The sequence below is a fragment of the Bacillus salitolerans genome (assembly GCF_042680805.1).
Taxonomy (GTDB): domain Bacteria; phylum Bacillota; class Bacilli; order Bacillales; family SA4; genus Bacillus_CJ; species Bacillus_CJ salitolerans.
Genome location: NZ_JBHUEM010000011.1, coordinates 95,445 through 108,751 on the forward strand (window position 1 = coordinate 95,445; position 13,307 = coordinate 108,751).

Below are 13,307 nucleotides of genomic sequence, written 5' to 3' on the forward strand. Positions count from 1 at the left end.
AAAGCTATCGAAAATGATAGCTTATTATCGAAGAAAATCCATTAGTGTCGGTTGAATGATTCTTGCACCCGCTGCTAATGCTGCTCTATGAACTGTTTCTTGATTTTTTAAATCAATAATAACTCGTTCTGCATCAATATCTTCATTTTGTGACATAATATTAATTGCAATTACTTCATGCTCTTTTACACGTTCTTCAATCATTTCTGCACGATTAAAGCGAGCCCCTAATTCAGAACGTTCTTTTAGTAGACTATCTACTCGACTTTGAACCTTTGTTAAATAATCATCTATCTCGTCTCCAGTAGTAGCTGTACGTAATTCTTTAATTAAATTATTTACATCTTTAAATAATCCTGCTGAAAAAACAGATTGTGGCTTAATGTTAACACCAAGATGTATCCCCTTCATGACTTCGATATTAACCGAGTTGTTGTTTACCGATACGCCATCTTTATGGTTGATAGAATATTGTTTCGGATCTAAAGCAGCAGGTGCAGTTGCATCCGATGAATCATCATAAGTGACAACAGGGCTCGTTGGAGTCGTATAATCAATCGTGATACTTTTATTGGCACCATCTGTAAATTCCAAAATAGGCGAAACACTTGCAGGGTTATATGACAGTTTTATGTCTTTTCCATTTGTATCATGAAACATTATATAGTGATCTTCATTTGATAAGGAGGCAAAGGTCGTATCCCCAACAGGAATATCAAACTTTGTTATATCAACCGGCTTAGAAGTCGTATCGGTTCCATTAAAGATATATTTATTATTTACCTTTGTATTAGCAAGTGCCTCAATGTGTGCAAGAACTTGCTCAATTTCAGTGGCAATACTATTACGTTGGGAACTATCATACGTATCATTCGCACCTTGAACTGCTAATTCATTAATACGTTGCATCGCTTGTGTTACTTTATCAAGAGTAGTATCTGAATTCTCCATCCAGTTATATACTTCATCAAGATTTCGTTTAAATTGTCCGATTTCATTAACCTCAGAACGATATCGCATTCCCTTCATCGCTACGACAGGATCGTCAGAAGGACGAGTAATCTTTTTACCTGTTGTTAGCTGATCTTGAAGCTTCCCAAGTCTTTCATATCCTTGGTTTATATAACGTAGGTTTGTACTTGCAAGCATACTTTGTGTTACGCGCATTTACTCATCCCCCTCCTATCTACCAACAATACCCATGCCGTTAATTACTTTATCAAGTAATTCATCTACAAGTGTGATGTTACGAGCAGCTGCATTGTAGGCATGCTGGAATTTTATCATATTCGTCATCTCTTCATCTAATGAAACGTTACTTACTGAGTCACGCTTATATTGAACCGAATCTTTAAGAACCAATGAATTCTTTTCCATTCTAATTGCTTCAATTCCAGCTACACCAAGCGCACCAATGAGACCTTGGTAGAAGCCTTGAATCGTTGACGTTTCAGCCACTAATGGATTTTTGTAGTTAAGCTCTGCATCCTTTACATTCGCTAATGCAATAGCATTACCTCCATTACCAGCAGATTTATCAGCAGATGCAGCAATATTTCCTTCATTATTGATAATGTCATTCGAAACTTCGATTCTCTTAGCCGCATTTCTCCATGGTTGACCAATAGCTGAGTCCGCAAGCGTGAAAAATTCTATAGTTGTTTTATTAAGTGGATTTGCAATAGGATCTGCTTCATGTGCATTAATGTCATTTAAAGTGTATCCATCTTGGTGGACTTCATTAAACTTTTGCGCAAACACATATGCCATTTTATCCAGGTCTTCTAGCATTTTATTATAGACACCATTGACTGGATATGTGCCGTCTACATTCACTGGTCCAGTAGTATACCCATACATTTCAACGAGCGCCTGCATTTTACCAGGGACACCCTTCTTTAAATCTGTAAAGTTAGTACCCGAGATACCATCCATTTTTAAACCGTTATGATCTAAGAAATTGATAGATTGAATCGGACTATCTGGATTCAGGCTCGTAAATTCAACATCAATCGTCATATTTGTGTATTCTTTTGCATCTACAAGCTTAAACGTACCGGAATTTCCGTTCGCATAGCCACCTTGTGGATCAGCTAAGAAAATATTTAGTTTTCCTTCAGCAGCACCATTTGGACTTCCACCACTTGGTACACGTTCTACTCGTATATTGATAAGCTGTGATAATTGATCCACTAACCGGTCTCGTTCATCATATAAGTCATTCGGTACGAAACCATGAGGCTCAATTTCTCCCACTTGCTTGTTAACCATATTGATTTGAGACAGTAACGTGTTTATTTCGTTCTGAGTTGTCGTTACTTCCTTTTTAAAATCCTTTTGGATGGCCGATATAGAGTTGGATAAATAGTGAAACGTATCTGTAACAGCAATTCCACGTTGACGAACAACTGAACGTGCACCAGCATCTTCAGGATGTGCAGCTAAGTCCTGTAAGGAAGTCCAGAAACGGTCTAATGTTGCAGCCAATCCATCTTCTGTCGGTTCATTTAAAATATCTTCCATCTTTTGAATGGCTGATTTTTTAGATTCCCAGTATCCGAGTTTATTATTTTCCACACGATATTGTTCATCTAAGAAATGATCGCGAACACGCTGTATCGAACCCGCTTCAACACCCGTTCCCACTTGACCTGGCATTGCCGGACGGTTAACCGATGGCGCAGGGTATGGAGCTGTTTGCACAAAATTCACACGCTGGCGAGAGTAGCCCGGTGTATTGGCATTCGCAATATTATGGCCAGTTGTATAGAGTGCTCCTTGCTGTGTCATCATTCCACGGCGAGCTATTTCTAATCCTGAAAAAGTTGAGCGCATTGTTTGTTCCTCCGTTCTTATGCCTTCGAGTCAAAGTAAGTTTGGCTTTTCGGTGTTGTAGTTGATTTTTGATTTCCATAGTTATATTCAACCTGTTGTGGTCTTAGCATATCAATATTTAAATTAACGAACTGTAATGATTGATGGACAAGCTGTTGATTTAGCTTGTTCACTTCTTGCAGACGACCTAGCACTTCTAAAAGTTCCTGCTGCAGCTCCGCTAATTTCTCGCCCTGTTCCTCGTTTACAATTTTTATACAATCAGAGAGTGTTGGTGATTCTTGGTCAAATGGGTGGCCACTCATCACTTTCGCTACAAGAAGTTTACGTTCTTCTTCTAGTTGATTGATTGCAAGTACATGCTTGTTTTCGTCCTTCATGATAAGTGAAAGAGCGTCAATATCGTTCTGTTTCACGATTTCTGACTTTTTCTCCGATACTTGAAGAAGACTTTGATGGAGTCGGAGTAGTTTCGTGAGCGTGTTCATTAAGTTTTCAGCATCCATGTTGTTTACTCCCTTCCTCTTCTTCGTATTACGTAAAAAATTTAGGATTTGATGAATTCAAATCCTAAATTAATTATTTGAGAAGTATTGAAGAACACTTTTAGCAACTGCTTCGGCATCTACCGAGTAGTTACCACTTTGAACTTGCTGTCTAAGTGCCTCGACCTTATCTAAACGTTCTGTTACAACTTTAGATGTTTGACGAAGCTCTTGTGCAGCAGATGAGATTTCGACTTTATCAGCTTTTGCGGAAGATCTCTCAACATTTGGGAGTTTATTAACATTCTTTTTGTATGGATTAACATTCATTGAATTAATGTTATTAATTTTCATATCGTGCACCTCGCTTCCCGCGACCCTAATTATTTACTATTAGTATCGGCCCGAAAAGGGAAAAGTTTACACGACTTTAGAATTATTTTTTATTAATCATGGAAGTAAGTACGTCTACTTTTTTCTTTCTTCTTAGCTTCTTCCTCTTCTAATTTCGTTAATGCACTTTTAATTCCCATAGTACAGCTATTACATAGCTTGCCTTTTTGTATATACGTACCGCATCGTTCACATTTGTACCCTAAATTTGGAAAATTCGATACTTTTAACTTCCCTTTACGGATCCATTTACTAATTAATTCCTCATCAACCTCTGTAGCTTCTACCACCTCAGGCATTTTCGCCATACGATTCTCTCTTTTTCGAATGAAATCATATACCTTCTGGAATAATTTTTCCTCGTTTTTATAGCATTCACGACATACATCGTGTATCTCAGTTTGTACAAATAAACTATTACAAATAGGACAATTTGCAAGCTCGCCCATCTTATTCCCCCTCATTGCTGTTCATAATACCTATTATAACGGTTGACCAAACAGGATATAAAGCCTAATTTGTAACCAACTCATAGGTCTTTTGTACGATTTTAGCTTCTTATTAATGTTAAAGAGGAACAGCTTGCAGCACCCGCATAAACTAACAACTGTGCCACATTTCTTACCGTTACTCCAGTAGTATAAATATCGTCAATTATTACAATATGTTGACTTGTAAGATTTACTTTCTTCGTTAAAAAAAATGGGTTTACTTCTTTCATCCTCACTTTCTTGCTCATTTTACTTTGTTTATGAGAATGCTCTCTACCTAATACATCAGCAACTTCCGCGCCAAGTCCTTTCGCTAAAAGCTCAGCTTGATTAAATCCTCTTTCATAATGCCGCTCAAGGCTAAGCGGTATTGGGACAACGAGATTTGTATTTGGGTACTCTCTTTTAAACAAGGCTTTAAAATCACATTTAAAAATATTTAGTAGTTCTACATCCCCGCGGAACTTAAAGGTACTAAATACTTCTCTCATTTTCTCATTGTACGTAAAGAGAGATCTATTTTTCAGTAGATGATTCGAATTACTCTTTTCCCAGTTCATACAATCATTACAAACCTCGTCCATCTTCATAGGTCTTCCACAAATAAGACAAATCAGGCCTCCAATTTTTGTAAATGATTGTTCGCATCTATTACAAATGGTTTTATCATTATTTAGTAGAAGTACCTGTCTCCAGCTAACTTCGGGATGTAGGGTTGCGTGACAAATCAAGCATTTTTTCACTTAAGCAATCCTCCTTCATTTGCTAATTTGTTCATGCTTTTTATTTGACGTTGCGCTCGAACCATTGCATTTGTTTGTCCGTAGTGAAAAAAAACGATTTCTCCTGTGGGATATGATGAACTTCTCCCCACTCTTCCAGCTATTTGAACAAGAGAGCTTTCGGTAAAAACAGCGTTTTCTGCTCCTAACACTGCTACGTCAGTATTCGGAACTGTTACTCCTCGTTCTAAAATGGTTGTTGTTGCGATTATCGGTATTACCCCGCTACGAAATTTTTCTACCTTTATTTTTCTTTCTTTATCTTCAGAGTGAACTATTTCTATTTCAGAATGGAACTTTTTTAATAATGGCTGGAGAATATGTAGAAGCTCAATTGAAGGAACAAAGAGGAATGATTGTTTTTGACTGGTCAGCTTTTGTTGAATCCATTTTTGTAAAGGGGGTGGGATACGTTGTTTATGAAGAGATTTTTTCCAATTTCCACACCAAGCAAAACGAGGAACTGGGAGAGGGTAACCATGGTATCTCGCAGGAATAATAATGGATGACACTTCTTTTTTCTTCACTCTTTGTTGCCATTTTAGGTCTGGAGTTGCTGTTAGATAGATTGTAGAAGATTGATCTTTTTTAGCCGAATGCACCGCTCTTTGAAGAACAGGATCATACGAGAATGGGAAGGCATCGACTTCGTCAATAATGATGACATCAAACGCTTTGTAAAATCTAAGGAGCTGATGAGTAGTGGCAATGGTGAGAGGTTGAAGCTCTTTTGAGTACTCACTCCCGCCATATAAGGCAGACATTTTCACACTTTGGAAAACCTCTTGTAGTCTAGGAGCTAATTCAAGAACAACATCCGTTCTTGGAGTAGCGATACATATATACTTGCCGTTAGAAAGTGCATCGTTAATCCCTTCAAATAGAAGCTCCGTTTTTCCTGATCCGCATACCGCCCAAACTAACAATTGATCTGCACTCTTTATAGATACTTGTACGATTTCCGATGCTTTCTGTTGACCTTCTGATAAGCTCCCGTTCCATACTAGTGGGTGAGTATACTTAAATACTTGAATAGGACCAGACCAGGTCACCAAGGTCGTACATTGAGATACTCGCCCCATCATGACGCAGTTGCGACAGTACGTACATGGCTTAAAGCATCTTGAACAATCGAAGGTTGCAAACAAGCTTTGGTCTTCATTACCACAGCGGTTACAGGTAAAAATTTTTTTCTCTTTCTTTATCCCCTGCTGATAATGTACATAACCATTGATATAGTGTTCGTGAAGGAGTTCTTCTGAAAAAGGGAGGCTATCATAGAGTAGTCGTCTTCCTTGAAGGTGGGATTGAAGTTTTGCAGAATAGCGGTATGAGGAATGAAGAGGATGAAGAGGAATTGGGATATCTTCAATCCTTTGTAGCATTTTTCCCTTACAGTACTTGATCGGGATAATGGTATTGCCCGAATTGTAAAAAAGCATATTTACCTCCTTTTGAAAAAGCGCCTTAATCAATAAGACGCTCTGTTTACTTTTTATACCAACCAAGCCCTATCGCTCCTTCACCAAGGTGAGTACCGATTACAGGGCCAAAATGGCTAACAGTAATACTAGCATTTGGAAACTGTTCTTCTAATTCCTTTTTTATCTCGTTTGCTTCTTCTAAGCGACTTGCATGAATGACAGATGCTTCTAACGGTATACCTTGCTTCGCATCCATTTCAAATAACTCGAAAATACGCTTTAACGCTTTTTTACGGGTACGAATTTTCTCGAACGGGACAATCTTTGTTTCTTGAAAGTGTAGAAGTGGCTTTACCTGGAGTAAGCTCCCTACAAATGCTTGTGCTACACTTAACCGACCACCACGTTGCAAATGAGATAAATCATCAACCATGAAATAAGCTCTCATACTGCTTTTCATTTCATTCAACCGACTCATAATTACTTCCGGCTCTACTCCATCCTTCGCAAACCGAGCAGCCTCTAGGACATAAAAGCCTTGTGGCATACAACTGATTTCAGAATCAAATGCAAAAACTTGAATTCCTTCAACCATCTCACCAGCCGATACTGCACCTTGATACGTACCACTTATTCCACTAGATAGGTGAATACTAATCACCGCATCATAGTCAGCTGAAAGTTTTTCAAATAACTCAACGAATTGTCCAATAGCAGGCTGTGATGTTTTTGGAAGCTCTTGCCGTCCTTTTACTTCCTCGTAAAATACTTCCGTCGTTAACTCCAACTCTTCCTGGTACGATTCATTTCCAAACACAACATTTAACGGGATCATTTGTACATTCCACTTATCCCGAAGCTCCTTAGGTATGTAAGAAGTACTATCCGTCACAACAGCTGTTTTCATTAAAGTACCTTCCTTTATATAAAATTGATTTGTCTTCTACTTTACATAATCTTATTTTACATGATATTTGTCATATATGCATTATTATTCCTATTATTTTACAACCGACAAATTTGTGCTTTTTTTTTGAAATCTGTCCTGCCCCAATTTTTTGAGAATCAAATAAATTCCTCTTTTCCAAAAGAAAAAAGACATATCCTAAGACATGTCCCTTACGCTCTTCTTTTTACACTAATTGATATCGTTTTCTCTCTAAGCCACATGAGGAATATTTTTTCCGCAATTGTTGGATCGTAACCACGGTCGAACAATTCCTTCATAGCGGTCATGACGATTTCTGCATAGATTTCGTCAGTTAGCTTGTCAGTAATAAGTTCTTTAAACTTTTCTAATGCACGTTTTTCATCGTAGGTCTGCAAATAATTAATAAACAATTCCCATTCCTGTTGCTGTTTGTCCTGAAGATCCCAAGAAACGAACTCCTTAATGGAAATCGACATATCATTTGGAAGGTAGTACGTTTCCTTCGAGTAGTTTTCCATGACTTGTGGTGAGTATGGAGCATTATTATAAATATAAGTAATAGTCGCTCGCTTATTGTTTGTTAATTTAATCACACTATGAAGAGGGAAAATGTGCAGGTAGTTCATAAACTTTATAATGAGCGATTGATCAAATTGATCCGTACTTGAAAGCAATATTTCAAGTGCTTTCGGAGAGGTTAACGGGAATCGATCAGCTCTTTCTAATGTAAGAGCACTGTACACATCGATAATTGATAAAATTCTCGTTCCAATATCAATTTGATTTCCCTTTAATTTATTCGGATATCCACTTCCATCTAAACGTTCATGGTGATTTAACACTAGCTCACGAATAGCATCCGTTGTTCTTCCTTCGAGCATTTCATAGCTCCAGGTTGGATGCATTTTAATTTTATCTAATTCAGCTCGAGACAAGGAACCTTTACTTTGCAAAACTTCCTTTGGGATATAAATCTTCCCTATATCATATAACAACGCAGCTTTTGCGATATTATGAACATTCCCCATCTTTAAATGGCGTGCAAACAAACTGCACAATATAAACACATCAAAGGTATGAATAAAACTATAATAATCCCATTTCATTAACGATTGCAGCTTGTTATATACAAATCCATTCTTGACGATTGTACAGAAAGTATCTTCAATGAAATCTAAATCTTCTTCACTGTTCATCGCAAAACCATAGCGATTTTCATGCGCTACTAGAGGTAAAGTATCGTAAAAGAACTTTCTTGTTACTTCGTCCGAAATGATTTCAAACGTTTTTTTCCGCTCTGTAATAGGCGTTAAATTCGGTCCTATTTCTTCCTCGAACTCTACTTCTAATAAAATCGGTATCGTCTCGATTTCCCATTTAATAAACTTCTTAATGAGCATATCACTAACTTTCGTTCCTTTTCTAACAATTAAGGAACGATTCTTATAAATATCCTCGGCTATTATGTCCTCTGTATCGAGGGCATGGGCAGGCTTCCGGATCATTACCATCTAAAGCACCCTCCTCTTTTTGTAAATTCCCCAATTAATGTATATATCGGTAAAATATAGTAATTATCAACTATGTGTAAACATAATTTTCTAGGAATATAGGTTCAATTTTCAAAAGCTTCATCATTTATATAGTATGTAATGAAATCCATTAGTTGCTTGAATTTTCAGTGAAATTAGCGGAATATCCGTTCATTCAGTAAAAATTATATCATAGGCAAATAGACCATGACTAGATTCTCTTTATAACAAGGCATGACTATTTCCTTATGTTAACTTATTGATTGAAGGTGTAAACAAAAAAAGACCTACCACTATCATGGCAGGTCCTTTAATTACGTAAGCTTATTTCACTTCCACCCAGCCGTTTTTAATGGCAAATACTACAGCCTGGGTACGGTCGTTTACATTCATTTTTGTCAATATATTACTCACATGGTTTTTCACTGTTTTTTCACTTATGAATAGTGTTTCACCGATGACGCGATTGCTTTGACCGTCTGCTAATAGCTGTAAAACCTCACATTCACGTCTTGTTAATAAGTGGAGTGGTCTGCGGATTTCCGTTTCTTTTTTAGCTGATTTTTGACTATTTGTTGCTAATCGACGATATTCTTTTACAAGGTTATGAGTGACTTTCGGGTGTAAATATGAACCTCCGTCGGCTACAACCTTTACTGCTTCAACTAGCTGCTCTGCGTCCATCTCTTTTAATAGATAGCCCTGTGCACCGGTCTTTAAAGCGTGCGTTACATAGTTTTCATCATCGTGAATTGAAAGAATGAGAACCTTTGTCTCAGGATACATCTCAACAAGCTTTCCAGTCGCTTCAACCCCATTAATCGTTGGCATATTAATGTCCATGATCACAACATCAGGGTGATACTTTTCCACTAATGGAATAGCCTCAGATCCGTCTGTACCTTCTGCCACTACTTCAAAGTTCGCTTCAAAATCTAATATGCGTTTAACTCCCTCACGGAATAATTGGTGATCGTCTATAATGATAATACTTGTTTTCTTCATCTTGGTCCCCTCCACGTACAATTATCCATTTAATGGAACCTGAATCATGATAATCGTTCCATTTTCAGGTTTAGAATCTATTGTTAGCTGGCCATCAAGTAATTCTACTCTCTCTCTCATTCCCATTAAACCAAATGTATGGTCCTTTTTTTCTTCTACATTGAAGCCTTTTCCATTATCCTTCACAACAACAATAATTTGATTTCGCAGAACTTCTAGCTTAACAAGAATTTCGCTTGCTTGAGCATGCTTTGAGGCATTTTGCACAGCTTCCTGAACAAGTCTGAAAAGTGCAACCTCAAGCTTCGATGATAAACGGACATCTAAACCAATATGAACAAATTTATAAATCGCATTTTTGTTATAGTCTTCGATTGTATCTAAGTATTTTTTGAGGGTAGGAACTAAACCTAAATCATCAAGAGCCATTGGACGTAAGTCATAAATGATTCTTCTGACCTCATATAGCGCGTTTCGAACCATTTTTCTAAGACTCCTTATTTCTTGCATGGCCTCCTCGCCACCTCGTTCACGGTAAATTTTCTCCGTTAAATCGGACCTCATCATAACATTGGCTAGCATTTGTGCTGGTCCATCATGAATTTCACGTGATAAACGTTTACGTTCTTCCTCCTGCGCCTCAATAATCTTCAAACCGAAATCCTGCTTTTGCTTTGCATCCTCAAGCAAATCTCCAAATGCACGTAAATCACTATTTAAATAATTGAGGACAACCGAAATTTGACCTACTAATGATTCTGCTCGTTCAATTGTTTCTTGCAAGCCGATTAAACGTCGTTCAATTTCATCACGACGGTCTCGTAGTTGCTTTTCTTTTTGACGATTGACGGTTAGCTCCATTTGCAAGGTATGTGCCTTTTCATAAGCGTCCCTAATCTCATCTTCTGAGTAGTTCTTAAAATGCTTACTTACCTCTGATAGCCTTTTTCTCGCAAACTTTACATGCGATTCAAGCTTGTCCCCATTTTCAATTGTCATAATGACTTGACGTTTGACCTCTTGAAGCTCATCAGCCAATGACTCGAACTCCTGTCTAGATTGCTCTCCAATTCGAAAAATCTCGTTTTTACTGACCTCTACAGTGTTTACCATTTTCTCTAATATGTGATCAAGCATCTTGATATCAAGTTTTGGTTTTTTTGCAGGCATTGTATATTCCTCCACCTTAACAGTACAAGAAGCGACAATCGAATTCTAGCAACTTCCTTACCATTTAATATTAACACTTTTGTAGGTAAAAAGCCTTAATTTTTTTGGTTATTAATGTAAAATCTTACTATTAATCATTATTATCAAATCATAAACCCCTTTCATTTGGTACGAATTATTGGATACTACATGTTTAATAAGTAAACAATAGCAATTTATTTAGTCAAAAACGGTTAAATTGATGTGGCTGAATTCGAACAGTATAATAGTTCCTATGACTGAATATTAATTCTGGAGTGAAGTACATGCTAGCTAGTTATTTAACCGTAAAAGGATACGGAGTACATGAAATCACAATTCAAAAGTCACGATTTATCTGTTATGTAAATAGAGCAACAACGGAGGAAGAAGCCCAGCAGTTTATCTCTGATATAAAAAAGAAGCATTGGGATGCAACCCATAATTGTTCAGCGTATTTGATTGGAGAACAAGATCACATTCAAAAAGCTAATGATGATGGAGAACCAAGTGGTACAGCTGGTGTTCCGATGTTAGAAGTGTTAAAGAAACGCAAACTTAAGGATACTGTCGCTGTTGTAACCAGGTATTATGGAGGTATCAAGCTAGGTGCAGGTGGTCTTATTCGCGCTTATGGGGGCTCAACATCCGAAGGGCTAAATGCTACTGGTATTGTTGAACGAAAGCTAATGAGAGTGATGCATACAAACATAGATTATACTTGGCTTGGGAAGCTTGAAAACGAACTTCGGTCTTCTATTTATAAGGTAAAAGACATTCACTATCTAGATGCCGTTGAAATCGAAACATATGTGGAAGAAGGGATGAAAGAAGGCTTCACGAGCTGGATGACTGATTTGACAAACGGTCAAGGACATATTTCAGAGGGAAATGTCACATATTTAGAAGAAGAGATTTAACATTTCATCAAAATTATATTTCTTGTTAATTTGAGCAACATCTCCTGCCCATAATTTGCATCATTTTACTACATTTACTGAAATGTTATTAATGACATAATCATTTACGAATCGACATATTTCTTGTAAAATGGAGAATGGTTCACTTTTTTATAAAGGTTTGTATTAATTGGGTAAAAGGAGTCAAAAAATGACGATAAATAGACATAAGCTTATGAAGCAGAAACGTCATAGACGAAAAAAAGTGTGGAAGTTTATTGGTGTTCCACTCTTAGTGTTGCTTCTAGCTACAACAAGCTACGGTGCTTATCTGTACTACGTAGCAAAGGATACCCTTGGTGCCGCTTCGAAAGATAATGAGTTAAGTGAACGGGAAAAATCAGATAAGCGTTCCGATAAAGTTAACCCTAAAAACGACAATATATCCATCCTATTCATGGGTGTAGATGATAGTGATAGTCGGGAATACGGTACAGCTACAAGAACAGATGCGCTTATCTTAGCAACGTTTAACGAAAATCAGAAAACAGTTAAGCTTGTAAGTATTCCCCGTGATTCTTATGTTCACTTTCCTTTTAATAATGATTATGACAAAATCAACCACGCTCACGTATTTGGGGGTGTAGAAGGTACAGTCCAAACAGTTGAGGAACTGTTTGACATACCAGTTGATTATTACGTAAAGCTAAACTTCAATGCCTTCATCGATATGGTAGAAGCATTAGGGGGAATTGAAGTCGATGTCCCGATTACATTTTCCGAGCAAGATAGTAAGGATCGAAAAAATGCCATTCGTCTAAAAAAGGGATTACAGACCCTTACTGGTGAAGAAGCACTAGCCTTAGCAAGAACGCGTAAAATCGATAATGATATTGAGCGCGGTAAGCGCCAACAGCTTGTATTAGAGGCAATTATAAAGAAAGCAATTTCTGTTGGATCTGTTACGAAGTACGGAAATCTAATTGAAGCCGTAGGTACCAACATGAAAACGAACATGACGTTTGAAGAAATGCTTTCGTTTCATGATTATGCTACTGCAGGTTCTAACTTCTCCATTCAATCTTTACAATTAGAAGGAGAAGATGATTATATTAATCGAGTTTATTACTATAAGCTTAAGGATGAATCTGTTCAATCGCTAAAACAAGAACTAAAAACACATCTAGAAGTTAACTCTAAAAGCGATCCAAGCCATGTTGCACAACCACTCGATGACAACACAGACCTCCCGGATGAAAAACAAAGCTAATTACATTTACAGTACCTCCAGCAGTGCAGGGGGTACTTTTTCATTTCATAAAATCCAGTCAGATTCTACGGC

At 37.3% G+C, this 13,307-nt stretch carries 13 protein-coding genes; 2 read left to right on the top strand and 11 right to left on the bottom strand.

Features of this window, described 5'->3' with window-relative positions; genetic code table 11:
• Positions 1–24 precede the first annotated feature (24 nt).
• The 11 genes from flgL to ACFSCX_RS09540 form a co-directional block, all read right to left on the bottom strand.
• Entirely contained in the window at positions 25–1,167 is a 1,143-nt protein-coding gene (gene flgL, locus ACFSCX_RS09490) for a flagellar hook-associated protein FlgL (protein WP_377927970.1), read from the bottom strand.
• 15 nt (positions 1,168–1,182) lie between these two features.
• A complete protein-coding gene (flgK, locus tag ACFSCX_RS09495) occupies positions 1,183–2,835 on the bottom strand; it encodes a flagellar hook-associated protein FlgK (RefSeq protein ID WP_377927971.1) in 1,653 nt (550 codons plus the stop codon).
• Positions 2,836–2,852: 17 nt separating this feature from the next.
• Positions 2,853–3,341 (bottom strand): flagellar protein FlgN, encoded by a 489-nt coding sequence (locus tag ACFSCX_RS09500; protein WP_377927972.1) that lies wholly within the window; start codon positions 3,339–3,341, stop codon positions 2,853–2,855.
• Positions 3,342–3,410: 69 nt separating this feature from the next.
• Positions 3,411–3,674 carry a flagellar biosynthesis anti-sigma factor FlgM gene (flgM, locus tag ACFSCX_RS09505; protein ID WP_377927973.1) on the bottom strand — a complete coding sequence of 88 codons (264 nt, stop codon included), beginning with the start codon at positions 3,672–3,674 and terminating at the stop codon, positions 3,411–3,413.
• A 92-nt stretch (positions 3,675–3,766) separates the two neighbouring features.
• On the bottom strand, positions 3,767–4,162 hold the full coding sequence (locus ACFSCX_RS09510; RefSeq protein ID WP_377927974.1) for a TIGR03826 family flagellar region protein: 396 nt from the start codon (positions 4,160–4,162) through the stop codon (positions 3,767–3,769).
• Between the two features lie 101 nt (positions 4,163–4,263).
• On the bottom strand, positions 4,264–4,947 hold the full coding sequence (locus ACFSCX_RS09515) for a ComF family protein (protein ID WP_377927975.1): 684 nt from the start codon (positions 4,945–4,947) through the stop codon (positions 4,264–4,266).
• Complete coding sequence (locus tag ACFSCX_RS09520; RefSeq protein WP_377927976.1) at positions 4,944–6,428, bottom strand: ATP-dependent helicase ComFA; 1,485 nt, start codon at positions 6,426–6,428, stop codon at positions 4,944–4,946. Before ACFSCX_RS09520 ends, ACFSCX_RS09515 begins: the two co-directional genes overlap by 4 nt.
• 46 nt (positions 6,429–6,474) lie before the next feature.
• On the bottom strand, positions 6,475–7,317 hold the full coding sequence (locus ACFSCX_RS09525; protein WP_377927978.1) for a DegV family protein: 843 nt from the start codon (positions 7,315–7,317) through the stop codon (positions 6,475–6,477).
• A gap of 212 nt (positions 7,318–7,529) precedes the next feature.
• Entirely contained in the window at positions 7,530–8,852 is a 1,323-nt protein-coding gene (locus ACFSCX_RS09530; RefSeq protein WP_377927979.1) for an HD-GYP domain-containing protein, read from the bottom strand.
• 345 nt (positions 8,853–9,197) lie between these two features.
• Positions 9,198–9,878: a response regulator gene (locus ACFSCX_RS09535; RefSeq protein ID WP_377927980.1), complete on the bottom strand. Its 681-nt coding sequence runs from the start codon at positions 9,876–9,878 to the stop codon at positions 9,198–9,200.
• Between the two features lie 21 nt (positions 9,879–9,899).
• Positions 9,900–11,048, bottom strand: a complete 1,149-nt coding sequence (locus ACFSCX_RS09540) for a sensor histidine kinase (protein ID WP_377927981.1) — start codon at positions 11,046–11,048, stop codon at positions 9,900–9,902.
• 305 nt (positions 11,049–11,353) lie between these two features.
• Between ACFSCX_RS09540 and ACFSCX_RS09545 the strand changes: the two genes are divergently transcribed.
• Together ACFSCX_RS09545 and ACFSCX_RS09550 are read left to right on the top strand one after the other, a co-directional pair.
• Positions 11,354–11,986, top strand: coding sequence for a YigZ family protein (locus ACFSCX_RS09545; RefSeq protein WP_377927982.1), 633 nt, complete (start codon positions 11,354–11,356; stop codon positions 11,984–11,986).
• A gap of 190 nt (positions 11,987–12,176) precedes the next feature.
• The gene (locus ACFSCX_RS09550; protein ID WP_377927983.1) at positions 12,177–13,235 is read left to right on the top strand and encodes an LCP family protein; all 1,059 of its coding nucleotides are present in this window, start codon (positions 12,177–12,179) and stop codon (positions 13,233–13,235) included.
• Positions 13,236–13,307: the final 72 nt, after the last annotated feature.